The sequence below is a fragment of the Euzebya tangerina genome, assembly GCF_003074135.1.
In the GTDB taxonomy this organism is placed as follows: domain Bacteria; phylum Actinomycetota; class Nitriliruptoria; order Euzebyales; family Euzebyaceae; genus Euzebya; species Euzebya tangerina.
The window spans coordinates 110,886-131,761 of record NZ_PPDK01000001.1; the positions used below are offsets into that span (position 1 = coordinate 110,886).

19 protein-coding genes are annotated in these 20,876 nt (G+C 69.3%); 8 read left to right on the forward strand and 11 right to left on the reverse strand.

Annotated features, from left to right (window positions below):
- Window positions 1–42 precede the first annotated feature (42 nt).
- The 3 genes from C1746_RS00555 to C1746_RS00565 all read right to left on the reverse strand — a co-directional run bounded on the left by C1746_RS00555 (window position 43) and on the right by C1746_RS00565 (window position 3,985).
- Entirely contained in the window at window positions 43–618 is a 576-nt protein-coding gene (locus C1746_RS00555; protein ID WP_116712766.1) for a peroxidase-related enzyme, read from the reverse strand.
- A 30-nt stretch (window positions 619–648) separates the two neighbouring features.
- The gene (locus C1746_RS00560) at window positions 649–2,019 is read right to left on the reverse strand and encodes a GGDEF domain-containing response regulator (RefSeq protein ID WP_116712767.1); all 1,371 of its coding nucleotides are present in this window, start codon (window positions 2,017–2,019) and stop codon (window positions 649–651) included.
- 100 nt (window positions 2,020–2,119) lie between these two features.
- The gene (locus C1746_RS00565) at window positions 2,120–3,985 is read right to left on the reverse strand and encodes an acyltransferase family protein (protein ID WP_116712768.1); all 1,866 of its coding nucleotides are present in this window, start codon (window positions 3,983–3,985) and stop codon (window positions 2,120–2,122) included.
- A gap of 150 nt (window positions 3,986–4,135) precedes the next feature.
- Here C1746_RS00565 and C1746_RS00570 point away from each other — a divergent pair, with 150 nt between their 5' ends.
- Entirely contained in the window at window positions 4,136–4,891 is a 756-nt protein-coding gene (locus tag C1746_RS00570; protein ID WP_116712769.1) for an enoyl-CoA hydratase/isomerase family protein, read from the forward strand.
- A gap of 12 nt (window positions 4,892–4,903) precedes the next feature.
- Here the strand turns inward: C1746_RS00570 and C1746_RS00575 are convergent, their stop codons facing one another.
- Window positions 4,904–5,434 carry a MarR family winged helix-turn-helix transcriptional regulator gene (locus tag C1746_RS00575; RefSeq protein ID WP_162867225.1) on the reverse strand — a complete coding sequence of 177 codons (531 nt, stop codon included), beginning with the start codon at window positions 5,432–5,434 and terminating at the stop codon, window positions 4,904–4,906.
- A gap of 102 nt (window positions 5,435–5,536) precedes the next feature.
- Here C1746_RS00575 and C1746_RS00580 point away from each other — a divergent pair, with 102 nt between their 5' ends.
- Entirely contained in the window at window positions 5,537–6,415 is an 879-nt protein-coding gene (locus tag C1746_RS00580; protein ID WP_116712771.1) for an SDR family NAD(P)-dependent oxidoreductase, read from the forward strand.
- Here the strand turns inward: C1746_RS00580 and C1746_RS00585 are convergent.
- A complete protein-coding gene (locus C1746_RS00585; protein WP_162867226.1) occupies window positions 6,404–7,192 on the reverse strand; it encodes a thioesterase family protein in 789 nt (262 codons plus the stop codon). The two genes, C1746_RS00580 and C1746_RS00585, sit on opposite strands and share 12 nt — an antisense overlap.
- The gene (locus C1746_RS00590) at window positions 7,189–7,965 is read right to left on the reverse strand and encodes an esterase/lipase family protein (protein WP_116715508.1); all 777 of its coding nucleotides are present in this window, start codon (window positions 7,963–7,965) and stop codon (window positions 7,189–7,191) included. Before C1746_RS00590 ends, C1746_RS00585 begins: the two co-directional genes overlap by 4 nt.
- 17 nt (window positions 7,966–7,982) lie before the next feature.
- On the opposite strand from C1746_RS00590, the gene C1746_RS00595 reads away from it, so the two are divergent.
- Window positions 7,983–8,600, forward strand: a complete 618-nt coding sequence (locus C1746_RS00595; RefSeq protein WP_162867227.1) for a TetR/AcrR family transcriptional regulator — start codon at window positions 7,983–7,985, stop codon at window positions 8,598–8,600.
- An 89-nt stretch (window positions 8,601–8,689) separates the two neighbouring features.
- Here the strand turns inward: C1746_RS00595 and C1746_RS00600 are convergent, their stop codons facing one another.
- Window positions 8,690–9,871, reverse strand: a complete 1,182-nt coding sequence (locus C1746_RS00600; RefSeq protein ID WP_116712774.1) for an ATP-binding protein — start codon at window positions 9,869–9,871, stop codon at window positions 8,690–8,692.
- Between the two features lie 62 nt (window positions 9,872–9,933).
- The gene (locus C1746_RS00605) at window positions 9,934–11,553 is read right to left on the reverse strand and encodes an acetate--CoA ligase (protein WP_116712775.1); all 1,620 of its coding nucleotides are present in this window, start codon (window positions 11,551–11,553) and stop codon (window positions 9,934–9,936) included.
- Between the two features lie 130 nt (window positions 11,554–11,683).
- Here C1746_RS00605 and C1746_RS00610 point away from each other — a divergent pair, with 130 nt between their 5' ends.
- Entirely contained in the window at window positions 11,684–12,718 is a 1,035-nt protein-coding gene (locus C1746_RS00610; RefSeq protein ID WP_116712776.1) for an aldo/keto reductase, read from the forward strand.
- A 1-nt stretch (window position 12,719) separates the two neighbouring features.
- Here the strand turns inward: C1746_RS00610 and C1746_RS00615 are convergent, their stop codons facing one another.
- Entirely contained in the window at window positions 12,720–14,156 is a 1,437-nt protein-coding gene (locus tag C1746_RS00615) for a hypothetical protein (protein ID WP_162867228.1), read from the reverse strand.
- An 83-nt stretch (window positions 14,157–14,239) separates the two neighbouring features.
- On the opposite strand from C1746_RS00615, the gene C1746_RS00620 reads away from it, so the two are divergent.
- Both C1746_RS00620 and C1746_RS00625 read left to right on the forward strand, forming a co-directional pair.
- On the forward strand, window positions 14,240–14,830 hold the full coding sequence (locus C1746_RS00620; protein ID WP_162867229.1) for an RNA polymerase sigma factor: 591 nt from the start codon (window positions 14,240–14,242) through the stop codon (window positions 14,828–14,830).
- Window positions 14,827–15,465, forward strand: a complete 639-nt coding sequence (locus tag C1746_RS00625) for a hypothetical protein (protein ID WP_116712779.1) — start codon at window positions 14,827–14,829, stop codon at window positions 15,463–15,465. Before C1746_RS00620 ends, C1746_RS00625 begins: the two co-directional genes overlap by 4 nt.
- A 24-nt stretch (window positions 15,466–15,489) precedes the next feature.
- On the opposite strand, the gene C1746_RS00630 is transcribed toward C1746_RS00625, so the two are convergent.
- Both C1746_RS00630 and C1746_RS00635 read right to left on the reverse strand, forming a co-directional pair.
- The gene (locus tag C1746_RS00630) at window positions 15,490–17,682 is read right to left on the reverse strand and encodes a cation:proton antiporter domain-containing protein (RefSeq protein WP_116712780.1); all 2,193 of its coding nucleotides are present in this window, start codon (window positions 17,680–17,682) and stop codon (window positions 15,490–15,492) included.
- A gap of 187 nt (window positions 17,683–17,869) precedes the next feature.
- Window positions 17,870–18,439, reverse strand: coding sequence for a TetR/AcrR family transcriptional regulator (locus C1746_RS00635; RefSeq protein ID WP_162867230.1), 570 nt, complete (start codon window positions 18,437–18,439; stop codon window positions 17,870–17,872).
- A gap of 88 nt (window positions 18,440–18,527) precedes the next feature.
- Between C1746_RS00635 and C1746_RS00640 the strand changes: the two genes are divergently transcribed.
- On the forward strand, window positions 18,528–18,920 hold the full coding sequence (locus C1746_RS00640) for a VOC family protein (protein WP_205711623.1): 393 nt from the start codon (window positions 18,528–18,530) through the stop codon (window positions 18,918–18,920).
- A 104-nt stretch (window positions 18,921–19,024) separates the two neighbouring features.
- A complete protein-coding gene (gene treZ, locus C1746_RS00645; protein WP_116712782.1) occupies window positions 19,025–20,854 on the forward strand; it encodes a malto-oligosyltrehalose trehalohydrolase in 1,830 nt (609 codons plus the stop codon).
- Window positions 20,855–20,876: the final 22 nt, after the last annotated feature.

The following is a 20,876-nucleotide window of genomic DNA, read 5'->3' on the forward strand; positions in this document are numbered from 1 at the left end:
AGTCCGGATAGCCGGACCAGCGGGACACGATCCGCAGGCTGGTCAGCGAGCCATCGCGTAGAACTCGTCGTTCGGCCGCATCGAGGTCAGGTTGGCCAGTCGGTTCGACATCGCGAAGAACGCGGTGATGGCCCCGATGTCCCAGATCTCGTCGTCGGTCAGGCCGCCGTCCCGCAGTTCCTGGATGTCCTCGTCGGTCACCGACCCGGACTCATCCACCATCTGCAGCGCAAATCCGACGATCAGCCGCTCGCGGTCGGACAGATCGGCCTTCCATGGGTTGGTGGCCAACTGATCGGCGATGAGCGGGTTCTTGGCTCGGATGCGCAGGATGGCGCCGTGGGCGATGACGCAGTAGAGGCAGTCGTTGACCGCACTGGTCGCGACCACGATCATCTCGCGCTCGGCCTTGGACAGTCCCTCCGACTTGTCCATGAGGGCGTCGTGACCGGCGAAGAACGCTCTGAACTCCGCGGGCCGGTGCGCCAGCGCCAGGAACACGTTCGGGATGAAGCCGGATTTCTCCTGGACCGCCTCGATCATCTCGCGGATGTCCTCGGGGAGGTCCTCCAGCTTCGGGACGGGAAAGCGGGAGACGGCGGGAGGCTCGACGGGCATGTGGTCATTGTGGCATGCCGGTACCGGGGGCTAGACGGGCTTGCACCGCTTGTCGTCGATCATCTGCGCGGTTGCGGCGTCGAGGACGTCGATGAGCGGTGACCCGGCAGTCGCTTGGCTGGCCACGCCAACCGACGCGGCAATCGTCTGCCGCGCCAACGACGACGTCAGGCGGGCACGCAGGACGTCGACGAACTCGGGACCACACCGCGGCGCGAGGATCCCGAACCGGTCGCCGGAGATGCGGAAGGCGAGATCGCTGGTCCGGATCGCGTTCGCAAGCACGTCTGCGGCGCGGGAGATCACCTGGTCACCCACCCGGCGTCCCCGGGTGTCGTTCACGACGCTCAGGTCGTCCAGGTCCACGATGGCGATCGCGGTCTGGTGATCATGACGACGGCTTCGGGCCTCCTCCACCTCCAGGGAGGAAGCGAAGGATCGAGCGTTCGGCAGTCCGGTCAGCGCGTCGACGCGGGCCGAGAGCTTGGCCAGATCCATGTGGCGTCGGGTCAACTCCCGTTCGGCCTGGATCGTCAGCTCCCGGTCGATCGAGTCGCCCGCGAAGCGGAGCAGTTGGTCACAGCCCGCCCGGAAGCGAGTCGGCAGCTCGGAGACGCCGAGCAGCAGCCCGGTGCCGCCATCGCCCACGACGGTGATCGGGACGGAGCAGAAGGACTCGATGATGAACTGCTGGTGGATCGACTCCGGGACGGTTCCGGTCACTGCCTGGACGGTGTCCTCGACCAGTCTGACGCCCCCGGCGGCGACCAGGCCGCTCAGGAAACCGGGCGCCCACCCGTCGCTTGTGGTCATCTGGGCTGCTGCGATGGGGTCGCCGCTGGTGGCCTCGACGATCCAGACCCCGTCGTAGGACCGGGCGAACAGCCACATGTCCATCGGAAGCGCCGAGGTCAGGAATGTGAGCGACCGAGTGATCGCGTCGGGCGGCGCGGGCGTGGCCTGGCCGGCGGGCACACCGACCCGTCCCTCGCGCGCAGCCACGCGCTGGTCCTGGATCAACGAGGTGAGGGCAGCGGCCAGATCCTCGATCGGCTCGTCCTTGCTGATGAAGGCCGAGGCGCCAAGGCTCTCCGCGGCGAGGGCGGCCTCGGGCAGATCCGTGCCGGAGTGGACGACCACGGGGATCGAGCTGCAGTCCGCGGTGATCCGCAGGGCCTCGAACCCGTCGGAGTCCGGGAGACCCAGGTCGAGCAGGATGGCGTCGATCGCCTCGGCGCTGCCGAGGGCCTCCAACCCATCGAAGAGCGTGGCGGAGGACGTCACCGAAATGCCCTGGTCCTGCAGTCGCTCGGTCAGCAGGACGCGATACGCCAGATCGTCTTCGATGATGAGGACGTTCGAGCCGGTGCCGGTGTAGGGGTGTCGGAGAGGTGTGGCCATACCAGCCCAATCGGCGGCACCGGCTGCAATCTGAGCGTGTTCGGCGATTTACTCAGCGTGATTCAACGATCGTGCCTGGCCGCCGTCTGCCCGGGCCATCTCAGGGCGCGGTCAAGCCGAACGTGACGACGCTGGCGAGGGCCCTCGCGCCGCTGTCGCTGACGTGGACGCCATCGCCGTCGAAGTACGCCGGCGTGGCGTCGGAGGCGCCGTTCCAGTCGGCCAGGCGGGTGTTCGGCCACCGGCCTGTCGCGCCGGACAGGTGACGGTTGACCGCGGACTCCCACGGCCGCGGGACGCGGACGTTGACCAGGACGACCCGGCCGGCATCCGAGAAGTGGTCGAGCACCTGGTCGATGGTCTGGGTGTTCGTGGCCCCGTTGGACCCCAGGTGGATGACCACGGCGTCGTCGGGTCCGGGCTGGCGCTCGTCGCTGACCAGCTCGTGCCACTGGCGGCCGATGCGGGCGTCCAGCACGACGTTGGTTGCCAGGCCTTCGAACGCGTCGGATGCGCCGACCATGACCGAGTCGCCGTAGACGTAGATGGTGTCGTAGCGCTCCTCGAGCGTTGCGTTGCCGGGCGATTCATCTGCGTCGCCGGACGGCGAGGGGCCGCTGGGTAGCAGGGACACGGTCGGCGATGGGATCAGCGCGACCTGGCCCTCCGGCAGTTCAGCGGAACCGGCCGGGCCAGGCTCCTGGGGCGGCTGGGTGGCGGCGATGGCCCGGTCGACCGGTAGTTGGACGTTGCCCACGGCGGCCATGGCGATGACCGACGCGATCACGATGGCCGTCCCCCGCCGGAGCGCCGGCCGCTCGGGGGCCGCCCGCTTGAAGTCGCGGAACTGCTGGATGAACCGACCCTCGCGGATCGGCTGCTCGACGTAGATGAACGACAGCTCGGCGATGGCCACGGTTGCACCCAGCCGGACCAGCGTCAGCCAGGGATCGCCCACGACCGTGTCAACCCCGGGACGCAGGACCATGAAGAGCGGCCAGTGCCACAGGTACAGGCCGTACGACCGGGCGCCGATCCAGCGCAACACGGTCCACGACAGCGGGACGGACAGGAACGAACCCGGAGTGACGATCGAGCCGATGACCGCGGCGGTTGCGATGGCGACCAGCAGGAACCCACCCTGGTACAGCCGTTCGTCGTAGGCGCTCAGCAGGACGAACTGACTCAGCAGCACCACGATCCCTACGACCCCGAGCAGGTCGGGTATGGCAGCGGTGCGCACGGAGCCGACGCCGAGGGAGGCCCATGGGCGCCACACCATCGCGAGCAGGACGCCGACCAGGATCCCAGCCGCGCGCGTGTCGGTGCCGTAGTACAGGCGTGAGGGATCGACGTTGGGCTCGAAGAGCGCCCACATCAACGCCGTCGATGCCACGATCCCGACCGCCACGGCTGCCATCGACATTCGTCGCCCCAGCAGTCGCCGGCCCAGGATGAACAGCGGCGGGAAGGCGAGGTAGAACTGCTCCTCGATCGCCAGGGACCACAGGTGCTGCAGCAGTGGCGGGCGGCCGAAGCTCTCGAAGTAGGACTGCTCGGTGAGGATCAGGGACCAGTTGGTGACGTAGGCCAGCGCGGCGGCGGCCTGGCCCGTCAGGTTGCCCAACGCGTCCCGGGCCGTGAAGAGCGACAGGACGGCCACCCCGACCAACAAGACCCCGAGCGCGGGCAACAGCCGCCTCGCGCGACGTTTCCAGAAGTCGATGAGGTCGACGCTGCCCGTTCGCTCGAACTCCGTGATCAGCAGCGCCGTGATGAGGTACCCCGAGATGGTGAAGAAGACCTCGACGCCCAGGTATCCGCCGGGCAGCCAGCCCGCATCGGCGTGGTAGATCATCACGGCGATCACCGCGACGGCGCGAAGTCCATCGAGCGCCGAGAGGTAGGGCAGTCGTCTGACCGGAGCGGTGCTGAACGGGCGTGCTGGCGTTCTGCTGCGCGACAACAGCGAAGACGATGCGGGGAAGGACACGTGCGCCTCAGGGAAGGAGCGGCCAGCGAAGTGCCCGTACCGTACGGCATGGGCGGATGAGGGGCCATACGCCGGGTGGACGGGTCAAGTGCAGGTTGAGGGTCACCCCTATGCTCGCCCGCCATGGGAACGCACACGCGGTACGAGGTCTCCGACGGAATCGCCACGATGACGCTGGATCACCATCCGACGCGTAACGCGCTGTCAGGCCCGCTGGTCAACGGCCTGGGCGATGGACTGCAGGCCGCAGCTGAGGACGACGACGTGAGGGTGGTCGTCCTCACCAACGCCGGGTCGACGTTCTGCGCCGGGGCCGACCTGAAGGGCAGCAGCGACGAGGCACCTCGGTACGACCTCCCCGAACTGCTGTCCTTGATACTGGATCACCGCAAGCCGGTGATCGGTCGGATCGCCGGGCACTGCACCGGCGGTGGTGTCGGGCTCGCCGCCGCCTGTGACATCTCAGTGATGACGTCGGAGGCCACGCTGGGCTTCACCGAGGTTCGCATCGGTGTCGCGCCCGCCGTGATCAGCGTGGTGTGCCTGCCGAAGATGCGGCAGGGCGACGCGCTGGAGCTGTTCCTGTCCGGTGAGAAGATCTCAGCCCAGCGGGCGGTGCAGGTCGGACTGATCAATCACGCCGTGCCGGCTGCGGAGCTGGATGACGCGCTGGGGAGCATCCTGGACAAGGTCCTGCGTGGAGGGCCGGAGGCGCTCGCGGTCAGCAAGGAGCTGGTGCGGCGGGTGCCGTTTCTGAATCGGTCGGCGGCCTTCGAGTGGACACTGGCCACGTCCAGTGAGCGCTTCGGGTCGGCAGAGGCGGCGGAGGGCATCGCGGCCTTCCGCGAGAAGCGGGACCCTGACTGGGTGCCGCGCTAGAACCAGCGGCGATCACGCGCTCGTCGGGTGACCGCCTGGACCGCAGGCGACATCCACCCCCAGGGACTCCAGCTGGCCGACCAGCTGCTCCACGACGCGGAGCAGCGACTCGCGGTCGTCCCCTTCCAGGCGCTCGAACAGTGCCGCCACCTCGAGCACGTGCGCACCCCAGCACTCCGAGACCATCGCCTCGCCGTCGGTCGTGAGCTCGATCACGGTCGCGCGGCGATCCGAGGGGTGCGGGGCGCGTCGCGCAAGGCCGTCGGACTCGAGACCGTCGACGAGCTGGGTGACGTTGCGGGGACTGACACCAAGTCCCTCGCAGAGCTCGCGCATGATGAGGGGTCCCCCACCGTGCAGTAGCCAGAGGACCCGAAGCCGAGCGACCGAGAGCCCGCCCCGTCCGGCGCTGGTCTCGATGAAGCGTCGGTACGCCATCCCGAAGACCCCCATCTGTTCCACGAGACGAACCGACGCCGCACTGATGGCACCGCCATCGACGGCGTCGATCACTGCGGCCGGCAACTCGACCTGCGGCACCACAGTATCTGAGGACCTATATTGTGAACACATACAATATCCTGGCGTAAACGAACGTCCCTCATCGTAGCGCCGGCCCAACTCGATCGACGAACCGGAGCAGACATGACAACCTCAACATCCGCCAGCGACAGCGCGAGACCGACGGCTCTCGTGGTGGGCGGGACGGCAGGAATCGGGCGGGATGTGGCTCGGCGGCTGATTGACGAGGGTCACGACGTGACCATCGTCGGCCGACCGGGTGGCCGCGGCAGCAACACAGCCGCGGAGATCGGGGCACGCTTCGTCGGCGCCGACGTCTCGCTGCTGTCCGACACCGGGCGACTCGCCGACGAGGTGCTGGACTCCATGCCACGGATCGATCGGCTCGTGCAATCGGCCGACGTCCTGCGCCGTGAACGGATCGAGACCAGTGAGGGCTTCGACGAGGCCTTCGTCACCGCCTATCTCTCTCGCGTGCTCCTTGTCAGCCGCCTGCTCGAGCGGCTGATCGAGTCGCGGACACGCATCCTCCACGTGGCCGCGGCTGGTGCCCCGGGACGCCTGCGCGCCGACGGGATCCCGCCAGGGCCAGAGACGCGAGCCTTCGTGGCCCATGCTCGCGCGCAGGCGGCGAACGACGTCTTCGGTCTCGAACTCGCCGCGCGGCTCGCCGACACCGGTGTGCGCGTCCACGTCGCAAACCCGGGGGCGGCCGACACGGGCATCCGCTCCGAGATGGAGCAGAAGTTGGTGGGACGGATCGTGTCCCGGCTGTTCAGCAGCGTGATGACGCTGCGATCGGCCGATGACGTCGCAGGCATCCTGCTCGACGCCGCCGAGCGCTACCCGACCGACGTCCTGATCACCGTGCCCGGGCGCCCGGTCCGACTGCGCTCCGGCCACCACGACCTGGCACGGCGGCGGGAGGTGTGGGACGCGAGCGTCGCCGCAGCGGGCGCACGCTTCGACGCGCTCGACCCGCTGCCGAGTTCAGCCGGCTGACTCCGTCCACCGGGCCAGCTGCCGCGACTGGACGACCAGGGTGCCCGTCCCGTCGTAGACCAGGGCATCCTCCTCGACGAACCCGTCTGACACGTGGTTGGACACGACGTCGATCGTGAACGGGCCGGTGGCCGGACGGGCCCGGACGTGCGCGGTCAACTCCACCGTGGGCACCCAGCCCTTGGCCCCGAGCGCGTTCCACACCGCCGGCGGGGTCAAGTCACAGGCGACCAGCGCGGTCAGCTGATCGATCGGGCTGCTGTCGGCGACACCGCGCATGCGCCCCTCGGCACCGACCCGCCCCTGCACGAAGCCGGTGCTCGCCCCGTCCAGTCGCAACCCCATCGACTCGGCGATGGACGGGGGTGTGAAGTGCTCCGAGCGCCCTGGCGCGAGCTGGTCGCTCGGAATGGCCAGCGGCGGCACCCCAGACCAGGACGGCCCGTGTATCCCGTCGCGATCACCGACCGAAGCCATGAGGCTGAGGACCGTCTTCCCGCCCTGTGCCCCGGTGGCCGTGACGGTTGTGAACCGGCGGCTTCCCCCGACCGGTGACACGGCGAAGCGCAGCTCACCCACCTCGGCCTTGCGGAGGTAGTGACAGGTGACGCTGAAGATGTCCGGGGCAGCGGTGTCCCGCAGGATCGCGCCTGCCCCGAGCGCCAGCAGATAGCCCCCGTGCGGGATCCCGAAGACGTCGAACCCGTCGTGGACCTGCGCAACCCAGTGCTGGCCATCCTGGACCACGGCCAGCTGCTGGGACACGTCGCCGTTCACGCCGCGTACCTCCCTGGCGCGGCAGCCACGCGCTCCCCGGCCAGCCGTCGGGCCACGATCTCCCACACGTCGGGGTCGACGCCCAGCGTCAGGTGCGTGGACGCGACCTCGATGTGCGAGGCGTCGAGACTGGTCCGGTCCAGCGCGGCGCGCCAGTTCACCACCGCATCCCGCCGGGAGTAGATCACGGTGATGGGGATCGTCTGCGGTGTGGCCGCCTCGACGGCGGCGATGTGGTCGAGGATCTGCTGCTGTCGCTCGGAGGTCACGGAGCCGGCACTGCCGGTGTAGAGCGGTCCGCCGATCAGCGGACTGCCGAACACGATGACCTGAGACACGACATCGGGCGCATGACGGGCGACCTCGCGCACGATCACGCCGCCCAGGCTCCATCCGACGAGGGAGATCGGCTGGCCGGCCTGCTCGGCCGCACGCGTGACCAGCGGCACGAGCCGTGCAGCGTCGCGCTCGGGGTAGCCGTGGTGCGTCCCGAGCCCCCAGCCGCGCGCGTCGTAGCCGAGGAACCGCAGGTACTGACGGAGCGGCGCCATCGATGCCTCCGGCGCCCGCCACCCGGGGACGTCGATCACCGGTCGACCGTGACCGCGAGGCATGAACGCCAGCCGCGGGAACCGGTGGAGGAGACGGGGGATCTGCTTGGCGCCGGCGAGTTCGCGCCACAGCGAGCGGTCAGGCGGCCCGGTCGGCAGCTCGGCGTCCGGCAGGCCGACCCGTCCGGGGAAGGGACGGCGGGTAGCATATGATGCTGTCATATGACACTATCATAGTGATGGCTGCAGCTGACCGCATCGACGCGGGGGCACTCCCCCGGTCCGGGTCCCCGACCCGGGAGGACGTCCTGGCGGTGGCCGAGTCCCTCCTGGAACACGAGGGCGCCGCGGGACTGTCGATGCGCAAGCTCGCCGCCGCGCTCGGCACCAGCTATCAGGTCGTGTACTCACGCGTGGGGGGTAAACCCGACGTCGTCCGCGCGCTGCACGCAGAGGGCTTCCGTCGTTTGCGGGACACCTCCAGGATCCAGGCGGAACCCGGCTCGGACGAGCGGCTGATCCAGATGGGGCACGCCTACCTGGACACGGCGGTGGCCCATCCCGCGCTGTTCGACGTCATGTTCGGCAGCCCGGTGGTCGAGTTCCACCGCGACGCGGCGACCGAGGCGGTGGAGTGGGCCGGGTTCGAGGCCACGTGGGTGACGGCCTGCCACGAGTGGCTGGACGCCCGGCTGGGACCGCGACGTCGGCGCGAGGCCGTGCGGTTGGCCTGGCGGCTGTGGAGTGCGGTGCACGGCATCACGGTGCTCCATCTGGCTGGCCATCGGACGCCGGAGGGGGATGTGAAGGCTGAGATGGCCGACGTCCTGCGCCGCCTGCTGCGCGACCCGACCTGACCGGACCTCAGTCGCGCGATCGTGGATTTGCTGGCGCAGAGGCAGGAACTGCGCGATCCTGGGATCACGTCGACTGGTGCTGGCCGCGCTCACGCTCTCAGGTGGTCCTCGATGCTCCGCAGGGCGAATACGACACCGGAGCCGTCGTCCGCCCGCCGGATCACGCCCTTGGTGAGCAGCGCGTCGGCGATGGACCCGCAGTCGCTGGCCGTGGCCGAGTCCCGTCCCCGGAAGGCTCGACAGATCGACGTGAGCGTCCGCTCGCCCTCGGCGATTCCAGCCATGGCGCGCAACCACCCGAGCTGGCTCTCGGTCAGGCCGTTCAGCCGCGCCTGCGCGATCATGGCCAGCTCGCGTTGCGACTGGGCCACGCCGGCGCGGACGTCCTCGGCGGTGATGTGCTGGCCGTCCTCCCGGTGGTTCCAGGCGCCCTCCCCGACCAGCTGGAAGACGTGGGGGTGGCCACCGGTGGCCTCGATCATCTCCTCGATCCCGTCGCCGGCGAAGGTGACTCCCTCGGTGTTGAAGGTGTCGAAGCGCAGCAGGGTGTCCCGGATGGCCTCGTCCTCGAGGGACTCGAGCGGCAGGTCCCGGCAGCGCTCACCGAACGTCACCCGGTGGCGTTTGAACGCGGCGCGGGTGCCGGGCAGGCCAGCGAGCACCACGGCGAAGGGCAGCACCCGACCCGTGGCGTCCAGGGTGTTGATGACCTCCTGCAGCGCCGTGAAGACCGCGCGGCGGGAGGGAGCGTCGATCGCCTGCGCCTCATCGATCAGCAGCACCACCGGGCGGTCACCGTCAGCTCGAGCGGCGGCCCCGAGCTCCTGCAGCGCCCGACCGAGTGCCAGGGAAGCCGGCATCTCCGCTGTCTCGTCGACGTCCACCTCGAGCACGCCGGCCAGCCGGATCTCACGGACTCGGCCAAGCCAGCTGGAGACCTGGACCAGCGCCGCACCGACGGTTCCCTCGACCTGGCGGAGACCCTGCGAGAGCCGGTGTGCGAGCGCGGTCATGAATGGCTCGCCCTCCACGGCGGTGACGCGTATGACGACGGCGTCGTCCTCCCAGTCGGAGGCGAGGTCCTCCACTGCCGCGAGCAGACTGGTCTTGCCGAACCCGCGCTCCTGCTCGATCAGTCGTGGCGCCTGCCGAGCACCGGTGCGGGCTCGCGAGACCATGGCGCGGACCGCGGCCACCTGCCGCGTCCGCGGCACCCACACCGCGGCATCGCCGAAGCCGGGGGTGAACGGGTTGTTCGTCGCCGTGCGCACACCCTGAATTCTACATCGATCCGTAACATTCCGACGGTTCAGTAATATTACGGATGCTTCGATCAGTCCCGGAGTTCGATGCGACGTACCTTCCCGGAGACCGTCTTCGGCAGCTCCTCGATGAACTCGATCTGACGCGGGTACTTGTACGGGGCCGTGTTGACCTTCACGTGGTCCTGGATCTCGGATGCGAGCTCATCGCTGGCGGTCTGCCCCGGCCCCAGCACGACGAAGGCCTTGACCACCTGACCGCGTTCGTTGTCCGGTACCCCGATGCAGGCCACCTCCTGCACCGCCGGATGCTCCATCACGACGCTCTCGACCTCGAAGGGGCCGATGCGATAGCCGGCGGAGATGATGACGTCGTCATCTCGGCTGACGAACCAGAAGTAGCCGTCCTCGTCGACGTGGGCGCGGTCACCGGTCAGGTAGTAGTCACCGAGATGAGCAGCAGCCGTCGCCTCCTCGTCGTGCCAGTACTCGACGAACAGCCCGACCGGGCGTTCAGGCGTGACCTTGACGGCGATCTGCCCCTCGTTGCCCGGTCCCAGCGGGTTGCCCTCCGCGTCCACCACCGCGACCTCGAACCCAGGGGTGGGCTTGCCCAGGGCACCGGGCTTCTTCGGCATGCAGGGGTAGTTGGCCAGCAGGTTGACCGTCTCGGTCTGCCCGTACCCGTCGTGGATCTCGGTGCCGGTCGCTGCCTTCCAGGCGTTGAACGTCTCCGGATTGAGTGCCTCCCCGGCGGCCATGCAGTGGCGGAGCCGGGAGAAGTCGTACCCCGACAGGTCCATGGTGACGAAGTTGCGGTAGATCGTCGGCGGCGCACAGAAGGCCGTGACGTCGTGGTCGGCGATCATGCGGAGCATCTGGTCGAAGTCCGGTTTGCCCTGGGCATTCCACGCCAGCACGGCGGCGCCAACGCCCCACTGGCCGAAGAGCTTGGACCATGCGGCCTTGGCCCACCCGGTGTCGGAGACCCCCCAGAAGATGTCGTCAGGGCCGAGGTCCTGCCAGAACGTGGCCGTGATGCGATGTCCGATGCCGTAGGAGGCCTGGGTGTGCAGGACCATCTTCGGGTTCCCGGTGGTGCCGGAGGTGAAGTAGATCAGCATCGGGTCGTCAGCCGCGGTGATGTCCTCCGGCGGGGCGGCATCCTCCGCCTCGTCGCGCATCGTGTCGCCGTCCTGCCACCCCTCGGGCACCTCACCGCCCATGACGATGAACGTCTCGAGCGACTCGCAGGTCCCTCGAACCCGGTCCAGCTCCGCTGCGCCGGCGGAATCGGTCACCGCCACGCTGGCGTCGGCCCGGTTGATGCGGTACTCGATGTCCTTGCCCTTGAGCTGCGTGGTTCCCGGCATCGGGATCGCCCCCAACTTGATCGCACCGAGCACGGTGTCGTACCAGCCGATGACGCGAGGCAGCATCAGGAAGATCCGGTCGCCCTTGCTGACCCCCTGGGCAGCCAACACGGCGGCCATCCGGTTGGAGCGAGCGCGGAGGTCGGCGAAGCTGTAGTCGTCGGCGTGTGCGCCATCGGGGCTGACCATGCGCAGGGCGAGCTTGTCCGGGGTGGCCTCCGCCGCCGCGTCCACCACGTCGACTGCGGCGTTGAAGCGCTCGGGAACATCCAGTGAGAACGAGGCCTTGGTGGCGTCGTAGTCGGTCATGTTCGGCATCGATGACGGTCCTTCTCGGGTCGGGGTCCCCGTCACTTCATCACGCCGGGGCTGGCGCGTACACCCCCATCGGTCGGGCCGGCTTCCGTCAGCTTGACCTGGAGCGCGCTCCATGTGGAACGCTGGGCACATGGATACCTACAACCAGATCGGTAGCAGCGGACTCTTCACCTGGAAGGTCGGGCTCGGCACCATGCAGTTCGGCTGGACGGTCGACGAGCCGGGCTCCTTCGAGATCCTCGACGCCTACGCGGAGGCCGGTGGCAACTTCGTCGACACCGCCGACGTGTACAGCGCCTGGGCCGGCAATGAGGGCGGGGAGCCGCAGCCCGGCGGCGTCTCGGAGGAGATCATCGGCCGGTGGATGGCCAGTCGGCGCAACCGTGACGACCTGATCGTCGCCACCAAGGTCCGCGGGGCGATGGGTGAGAGCTTCTCGGAGGGCCGCGGCACCGTCCATCAGCGCGAGGGGCTGGGTCGCGGCTGGATCATGCGGGCCTGCGAGGACTCGTTGCGGCGGCTGCAGGTCGACCACATCGACCTGTACCAGGTGCACTGGATCGATCCGCTGGTGCCGATCGAGGAGACCCTGGGCGCGCTGACCGACCTGGTCCGGCAGGGCAAGGTCCGCTACCTCGGGTGCTCCAACTTCTCGGCCTGGCGGATCATGGAGTCGTTGTGGACGTCGGACCGCCGGGGGCTGGAACGGTTCATCAGCCTCCAGCCCGAGTACAACCTGCTGGCCCCGACCCGCGGTGAGGTCGAACGGGAGCTGGCGCCGATGTGCCAGCGGTACGGGATCGGCATGGTGCCCTACTCACCGCTCGCGGCCGGCATGTTGACGGGCAAGTACCGACGGGACGAGGGCCTGCCCGAGTCGGTCCGGGCCGACAGCAATCGCGCGAAGTGGATCTCGGAGCAGAACTGGGACGTCATCGAGACCCTCGTCGAGGTCGCCGAGGGGCACGGCATCTCCCCCGCCTCCGCCGCGATCCAGTGGCAGCGCGCCAAGCCCTGGGTCGCCTCACCGATCATCGGGGCCAACCGGCCGTCTCAGTTGGCCGACACCCTCTCCGGGCTGGATGCGCCGCTCTCGGCAGACGCCATGGCCCGGCTGGACGAGGTCAGCGACTTCCACCGTCCGCGATACGTGCGGGAGGCCTGACCTACAGCGCCACGCGCCACCGCAGCAGCCGCATGACGTAGGTGACGACCAGCATCCCGCCCAGCAGGATCGCGGTGAAGGCCAGATGTCGCCGGTCACCGTCGACCGGCAGGGACTCGAGCAGCTCACGCCGCAGCGTCCGCCCCTCCTCCACCATGGTGCTCGCGATGACGGTGATCGCGGCGTGCTCCAACACGTAGACGACCAGCGCGTTCTGGCCGAGGGTCTGGAACGGGTGGGACGCCACGACCCGCACCGCCTCGACGGCCCTGGAGAGCAGTCTCGGTGCGCGGCGCATCAGCGGGAGGTCCAGCAGCGCCCCCAGCACGGCGAGCGCCGCCACGGGGATCCCGGCTGCGAGGAAGGTGAACGCCGGCGTGTGCAGCCGCTTGTTGATCGGCTGGATCCCATCGCCCGCGAGTCCGGCCCAGATCAGCAGCCCACCACCGGCGAGGATCAGCAGCAGACGCCACCAGGTCACGTCTCGGCCGACGAATGCGGTGCCGGCGACGTAGCCGAACAGCACCAGGCTGCTCGCGACCACCATGACCGCGATCCCCTCCGGGTCGAACCCCACCTCGCCCATCCGATAGACCCGGCCAGCACCGAAGACGGCGACGTCCAGGTCGAACCACGGGCTGCAGTTCGCAGCCGGTCGCGTGCAGTCCCGGGCCGCAGCGGCCAGCGATCGGCCGTACAGCAGCGGCAGCGCCACCGCCACGCCGATGACGGGGATGACCGAGCGGGTCACCAGGCGCAGGAGCAGCACGACGACCGCAGCGATGAAACCGCTGACCCCGATGGTCTGCAGGACTCCGGTGACCCGGATGGTCCCGATGTCCCACGGCTGACCCAGCGCGTTGTAGAGCAGCCCGATGACCACCAGCGCCAGCAGTCGTCGCAGCAAGCGCCTGATGGTCGACAGGCTCACGGATCGTGCTCGGATCCCGCGGCCGACCCGCAGGAGGATGGCCCTCTGGCGCTCCCCCCGTGAGGCCGCGTGGGCCACCGTCACCGCGGCCGGGTCGGGCCGGGGGCCACGCGGACGGATGAGGAACGCCAGGCTCGCACCGCTGGTGACCAGGAAGGCGGGGAACACCGCATCCGAGACGGTGAAGCCGTTCCACTCGGCGTGAGCCAGCAGCGGATAGCTGCCGTTCTCACCGGTGATCGGCGTGAGCAGCATGGTGGCCAGGACAACGCCGCGGAGGACGTCCACGGCACGGACCCGCCGGCGCGCCGCCCCGTCAGACCGAGTCGTCCCCTCCTGCATCGCCGGCGTGGTCTCGGACGCGGTGTCCGAGGCCTCATCGCCGTGATGGTCGGTCGACTCGGTCGGTGGCGATTCCACCGGTTCGATGACGGGCACAGCCGACGTCCCCTCCGCCGTTCCCGGCGGCGGCGTGTCAGGGGTCGGTGTTGGTGTGGCGGTGGTCATGGATCCCAGCGAGGACGCATCAGGGCCGCCTCAGGTTCACCCGGCGACGAGAAAAGTGTCGGACGCGAATACAGTCTGGCCCGGTGGACACACGCGCTTGGGAGGACAACGTCGCTCTGTCGGCGTTCTGCCAGGCAATCCATCCGAAGATCCGCAGCGCACTGCTGCTGCAGACCGGTGATGCGGCCCTCGCCGACGACCTGTCCCAGGAGACGCTGTGTCGGGTCATCGAGCGCTGGGACAGCGTCATGATGATGGAGAGTCCCGAGGGGTGGGCGTTCACCGTGGCCTTCAATCTGTCGCGGTCGTGGTGGCGGAGGGTGGCCTCGCGGCGACGTGCCGTGGATCGGATCACCCGGGACTCGCGCGAGGTCGACGAACCTGACCCCAGCGTCGTCCCCTGGGTCCGCGACGCAATCGCCGCACTGCCACCCCGGCAACGCGAGGTCATCGTGCTCCGCTACTACGCGGATCTCGACGTGGCCGAGACCGCCGAGGCCATGGGCTGCGCCCCCGGGACGGTCAAGTCGCTGTCCAGCAAGGCGCGAACAGCCCTGTCAGCGGCGCTCGCCGTCGAGGACGACCCGCAGCCGTCCCGCGTTCGGGGCCGGGGCTTGACGAGTGGTGGCACAGTGGATGGCGTCGGGACCACCGGGCCCGGAGGACTGCGATGACCAGCGACAGCGAACTGCACGACCTGCTCGTCCGAGCCGTCGACGAGGCGCCACCACTCGACGCCGAGCGTCTGAGCAAGAGGCTGGGACAGCGCCGTCGCCGTCGTCAGGTCGGTCGGGCGGTCGGGGCGATCGGCAGCGTGGTCGTGCTGGTCGCTGCCGTGGCAACGCTCCTGCCGTGGCTGGACCGGGACGACGTCCAGTTGGCCGGCCCGGTCGCCGTCGCTGCCTTCGAGGGTGTGCAGGGCGAGGGTGTCCCCACGCTGCTGCCGGAGGCGGCCGTGGTCTGTCCCCCAGCGGAGCACGCACTCGGGGCCGCGGAAGCGGTCACCGTGGCGGCCGAGGACCCGGCCGTGACGACCACGTGGTTCTGCGCACCCGCGCTCGACGTCGTGTTGCTGGCCGGTCCCCATGCCTCGCTTCCCGAGACCGGGGATGTCGTGGCTGTGGCTCGACGGGACGGCTTCGTCCAGCAGGAGTCCGGGACCATCAGCCTGACCGTGTCCGACGACAACTCCCTGGAGGATGTCCACTATCGCGTCGTGGCCAGCGATCCGGTCGCGATCCAGACCCTGGTGTCGATCATGGAGTCCATCCCGGCCATCGAGCAGGCGCCGTTCAACGAGGCCGACTGAGCGCCTCGGCCGACGAACCCGGGGTCAGCTGACGATCACGACGGGCCGGGTTGAGGCTGACAGGATGTGGTCGACGTGGTGCCCGAAGTGCGCGCGGCCGCTGATGGGTCGTAGCGGCGGTGCCAGCACGATCACATCGACCTCCAGTCGGGTGGCGGTCTCGAGGACTCCCAGTTCCGGTCGGGTGGCGGACACCACGTGGGTGCGGATGGGCACCCCCGCCGCGTGTGCTTCCTCGGCGATGCTGTGGAGGAGTCGCTCGCCGATCACGAGGGCATCCTCAGCCGGCAGCCCGCCTCGATCGGCCTCGGTGATGACGTGGAGCACCTCGACCATGCCGTCCGACGCCCGCGCGAGGGCCATGGCGACCTCGAGGGCATTCGACTCGTGCTCGGTTCCGGCCACCGACAGCAGGACCCGGCGAGGCTCGACGTCGGACACGTCCTCGACCGTGCTCGGGTGGCTGACCACGAGGACCGGCCCGGGCGCGCCCTGAACCAACCGGTCCACCAGGCCACCGAAGAGCGGACGGTCCGGTCGTGGGACCGTCGGCTCCCCACTCGCGCCCATGACCAGCAGGCCGTAGCCGCGGCGGGCTTCCTCCAGGATCTGCGCTCCGACATCGTCCTGTGCTGGACGGATCAGGCGCCGTCGTTCCGACCGTGGCAGTGAGCGGAGCCCGGCTTCGACGGCGCTGACGGCACGCTCGGCGGGCGCGTCGGCCAGCGTCGCGGCGCCGCCCGTCGGCCGCGGTCGTGGCTCCATCGCAGCAGTCGCCGGGGCGGTGAGGATCATCGTGGTCACCTCGACATCGGAGCGACCGTCCAGCATCAGGCCCAGCAACCGACCGGCCAGCTGAGAGTTGCGCCCGCCACGCGTCGGCAGCAGGACCCGTGAGAGGGAGCCGAGGAAGCTGCTGGCCTGCCTCGCCTCCGCGTCCAGCCTGGCCTGCTCCTCAGCGCCGTAGGGGACCCGCCGGAGCGTGACGCGGAGTATCGGTGGCGCCATCAGAGACGTGGTGATGGCCACCAGCAGGATGATGGTGAAGATCTCGATGGTCAGGATCCCGAGGCTGAGACCGATCGTCGCGACGATGATCTCGATGGCGCCTCGTGCGTTCATGCCCGCACCGAGGGACAACGCCTCCCAGCGGCCCAGCCCACTGATCCGTGCACCCAGCGCGGCGCCCACGAACTTGCCGGCGATCGCGACCGACAGGACCAGCATGCCGACGGCGAAGACCCCCGGATCCGCCAGGGCTGCGAGGTCGACCCGAAGACCGGAAGCGGCGAAGAAGATCGGAGCGAAGACACCCACTGTGATGGCTTCGAGGGTGGCACGGGTCCGGTGGTCGAGCCGCCGTGACTGACCGGCCGTGATGCCGACCAGGAAGGCGCCGAGCACCGCCTCGATACCGAGGAAGTGGGTCAACGAGCCATAGAGCAGCGCGAGGATCAGCAGCAGCGTCAGCTTGGCCGCCTCGCCGCCGACGCGGTTGTCGACCTCACGGAAGGCAACGGCCACGGCACGTCGACCGGCGGTGAACGCCAGGCCGACCACCAGCACGACGCTCAGGAGGGACTGCACGACCGACGGAACGTCGACCACCCCGCTCCGCGCGAGACCCGCGACGATCGACAGGAGGATCCAACCGATGGTGTCGTCGATCATCCCCGCCGCCAGTGTGATCTGACCGATGTCTCGTCGGATCACCCCCATCTCCATGAGGACCTTCGCGATGACGGGGATGGCCGAGATGCCCATGGCCGTCCCCAGGAACAGGCTGAACACCAGGCGTTCGGAGCCATCGACCAGGTAGGCCGCGGGCAGGAGTTGCCCCAAGGCGAACCCGGCTGCGAACGGGACGACGATGCCGCACAGCGAGATCGCTGCGGCCTTGCGGCCCTTGCGGGCGATGAGTTGGAGGTCCGTCTCGAGGCCCGTGACGATGAGCAGCAGGACGACGCCGAGCAGGGAGACGACCTCCAGCAGGTGGACCTGGGCAGCATCCTGCGGGAACACCTCGGCGAAGGCGCCCGGCGCGATGGCCCCGAACAACGAGGGGCCGAGGACCACCCCGGCCAGGAGTTCCCCGACGACCGATGGCAAGCCCAGCCGTGTTGCCAGGACGCCGAGACCACGGGCGACGAGCAGGAGCAGGCCGAGTTGCAGGAGCAGGAGGACGACCTCGTGCTCTCCCAGCGGCTCGATCACCATCGTGACCGGGCCCGATCACCCCATCCGACTGGACCCAACCCGACCTGCACGATGCCGCCGACGAGCCTGACTGAAGAACGAGTCATCGCTCGACGTTCCCCCAGAACGGAGGGCAGCGCAATACGCATCTTCGGCCAGGTTCCGCCGGTCCATGACCGGCCGGTTCCCCAAGCGGTTCGGGGTGCCGTCAGCCGGCCGGGCCGAGGACCGCGTCGATGAGCCGCGGAACCTCCGTCGGGGGGAAGACGGTGCCGTCGAGCAGCCGCCTGGCGATGATCGCACCGCTGAGCGACCAGGCGGACAACTCGGCGTCCGTCTCGGCTGGGAACTCGCCGCTCGCCACCCCCTGCTCGATCGCTGTGCACAGCCGCGCCCGGCGGCGCGCGCTGTTGCGATGGTGGACGACAGCGATGCGGGAGTCATGCTCAGCAGCACCCACCATCGCCGGCAGGACGCCCGAGGTGAGGTCGTCTTCCATGGCTTCGGCGAGGTGCGCCAGCAACCTGGTCACCGCGTCCCTCGCCGACCCCACGGCTGCCTCCACGTCGGGCTGACGCGAGCCGTGGTCGAGTGCGTCCGCCAAGAGTTCGTGGACGTCCGACCAGTGCCGGTACAGCGTGCTCTTGGCAATGCCGGACGAGTGCGCGACCCGTTCCATGGTGATGCCGCCGTACCCGTGGGCCGCCAACTCGGCGAGCACTGCGAGCCGGGCAGACGCTCGGGTTCGTACCACGCGCGGATCCTGCTGTCTGACCATGGTGGGATCGTAATCGAACGGTACCGTTGCGCTATCGGACGCAATCGTTCTATAGTTGTGGCGACCGACGACCAGTGGAGACCGAGTGATGACGAACATGACCGCGGACGACACGGTGACCGTGCGGTACATCGCGAGTGACGTACCGCTCACGGCCGACTTCTACGTCGAGCACTGTGCCTTCGAGCGCATCATCGAGGGTGGCCGGGGCTTTGCCCTCCTGGGTCGCGGCAGGCTCCGCCTGGCCCTCAACGCCCCCGGCGCGGGTGGCGGGGGAACGGCGGGAGAGGACGCCCCTGAGCCAGGCGGTTGGAATCGCTTTCAGATCACCACTGACGACCTCGACCGGGACGCGTCCAGGCTCACCGGGGTCGGTGTGCCGTTCCGTGGTCAGATCACGGATGGGACGGGTGGTCGGCAGCTGGTCATCGAGGACCCGTCGGGCAATCCCGTCGAGCTCTTCGAGCCGAACCGGGGATAGGGCGGGACGGCAGCCCTGGTCGGGCGCGAGGACTGCTCCTTCGCGGAGGCCCGGAACCGCCTCAGGGCGTTGAGCGGCAGCCCAGTTCGGGGAGACTGGCGGTCATGCCGACACACCCGCAATCGACGGACGCAGCCCTCGCTCACCACGGTGCCCGTGTGGTCGGCGATGACCAGGTGACCTACTGCGTGTGGGCACCGCTGGCCGAGGGGGTCGAGGTGGCGATCGAGGGCGAGCCTGTACCGATGACTCCGACCGGGCGTGGCTGGTGGAGCCACACCGGCCCCGGACAGGACGGCACCCGCTACAGCTACCGGCTGGACGGCGGGGAGCCACTGCCCGACCCGGCTGCCCGGGCTCTGCCGGACGGGGTACACGGCCCGGCGGCCGTCGTCGATCCCGCCACCTGGGCGTGGACGGACCAGCGCTTCCAGCCGGTTCCCATCGAGGCTGCCGTGATCTATGAGTTGCACGTCGGGACCTTCACCGACGCCGGCACGTTCGAGGCTGCGACCGCACACCTCGACGGACTGGTCGAGCTCGGCGTCACCCACGTCGAGGTGATGCCGGTCAACGCATTCGACGGCCGCTTCGGGTGGGGCTACGACGGTGTGGCCTGGTGGGCGGTCCACCAGCCGTACGGTGGTCCGGCTGCGTTCGCGGCGTTCGTGGACGCGTGCCATGCAGCCGGTCTGGCGGTCATCTTGGACGTCGTCCACAACCACCTGGGTCCCAGCGGCAACTACCTGTCGCGCTTCGGTCCATACCTGCAGAGCACCGCCGAGTCGACCTGGGGGAAGGTCATCAACCTCGACGGCCCGGACTCCGACCCCGTCCGCCAGTTCCTCACCGGCAACATCGAGATGTGGCTGACCGATTACCACGTCGACGCCTTGCGACTGGATGCTGTCCACGCGCTGGACGACCGCGGCAGCGCAACCCACATCCTGGCCGAGTTCAGCGACGTCGCGCGGGCGGTATCCACCCGTACGGGCCGGCGGAAGCAGCTGATCGCCGAGACCGACCGCAACGACCCGGCGACCATCACCCCACGGTCGCAAGGCGGGCTGGGCATGGACGCCCAGTGGGCCGACGACCTGCACCACGCCGTACACGTCGCCGTCACCGGCGAGACCGACGGCTACTACACCGACTACGCCGAGGCGCTACCGGCGGTGGCCCGCGCGTTCACCAACGGGCTGGTCTACGACGGCATGTGGTGGAGCCCGTTCCGGCGACGGACCATCGGCGCCCCACTGCCATCGGACTGCTCCAGTCGACAGCTGGTCGCCTGCATCCAGAATCACGACCAGGTGGGGAACCGTCCGGCCGGGGACCGTCTGACCACGATCGTCCCGGCCGACTTGGTCCGCGTCGCGATCGCACTGCTGTGCGTCGCGCCCCAGACCCCGATGCTGTTCATGGGCGAGGAGTACGGCGAGACCAACCCGTTCCAGTTCTTCTCCGACATGCCCGGCGAGGAGCTCCGCGACGCCATCAGGACCGGCAGGCGTCGTGAGTTCGAGTACTTCACGTCGTGGTCCGGCGAGGTGCCCGACCCGCTCGACCCGGCGACCTTCGGACGGTCCAAGTTGAATCGGTCGGCTGCCGACACCGAGGAGGGCCGGGCCCGGCGCGCGCTGTGGACCGACCTGCTGGCGCTGCGCCGCAGCGTGCCGGCGCTCGGCACCGGCGACCGGCGTCTGACGGAGGTGGCGCACCTCGAGGACCAGGAGGTGCTGTCGATCATCCGTCGGGGCCCGGCTCCGCCGGATGAGGCCATCGTGATCACGGCCAACCTGTCCGACGAGCCGATCACCGTCTCGACCGAGGGCACGGTCCTGCTGTCCACCGCCGACCCGGCCTACGGCGGCACGGGCTCTCCAGACGGTCAGGTTCCGGCCCGCTCGGTCGTCATCCGGTCTCGTCCATGACGGCCGCCAACAACAGAGAGCA

Bases quoted from the DNA above. Each gene is read 5' to 3' on its own strand.
- C1746_RS00595 (WP_162867227.1), top strand. From the start codon at position 7,983: ATGGCTGCAGCTGACCGCATCGACGCGGGGGCACTCCCCCGGTCCGGG.
- C1746_RS00610 (WP_116712776.1), top strand. From the start codon at position 11,684: ATGGATACCTACAACCAGATCGGTAGCAGCGGACTCTTCACCTGGAAG.
- C1746_RS00590 (WP_116715508.1), bottom strand. From the start codon at position 7,965: ATGACAGCATCATATGCTACCCGCCGTCCCTTCCCCGGACGGGTCGGC.
- C1746_RS00625 (WP_116712779.1), top strand. From the start codon at position 14,827: ATGACCAGCGACAGCGAACTGCACGACCTGCTCGTCCGAGCCGTCGAC.
- treZ (WP_116712782.1), top strand. From the start codon at position 19,025: ATGCCGACACACCCGCAATCGACGGACGCAGCCCTCGCTCACCACGGT.
- C1746_RS00605 (WP_116712775.1), bottom strand. From the start codon at position 11,553: ATGCCGAACATGACCGACTACGACGCCACCAAGGCCTCGTTCTCACTG.
- C1746_RS00635 (WP_162867230.1), bottom strand. From the start codon at position 18,439: ATGGTCAGACAGCAGGATCCGCGCGTGGTACGAACCCGAGCGTCTGCC.
- C1746_RS00630 (WP_116712780.1), bottom strand. From the start codon at position 17,682: ATGGTGATCGAGCCGCTGGGAGAGCACGAGGTCGTCCTCCTGCTCCTG.
- C1746_RS00580 (WP_116712771.1), top strand. From the start codon at position 5,537: ATGACAACCTCAACATCCGCCAGCGACAGCGCGAGACCGACGGCTCTC.
- C1746_RS00560 (WP_116712767.1), bottom strand. From the start codon at position 2,019: ATGGCCACACCTCTCCGACACCCCTACACCGGCACCGGCTCGAACGTC.
- C1746_RS00555 (WP_116712766.1), bottom strand. From the start codon at position 618: ATGCCCGTCGAGCCTCCCGCCGTCTCCCGCTTTCCCGTCCCGAAGCTG.
- C1746_RS00640 (WP_205711623.1), top strand. From the start codon at position 18,528: ATGACGAACATGACCGCGGACGACACGGTGACCGTGCGGTACATCGCG.
- C1746_RS00570 (WP_116712769.1), top strand. From the start codon at position 4,136: ATGGGAACGCACACGCGGTACGAGGTCTCCGACGGAATCGCCACGATG.
- C1746_RS00615 (WP_162867228.1), bottom strand. From the start codon at position 14,156: ATGACCACCGCCACACCAACACCGACCCCTGACACGCCGCCGCCGGGA.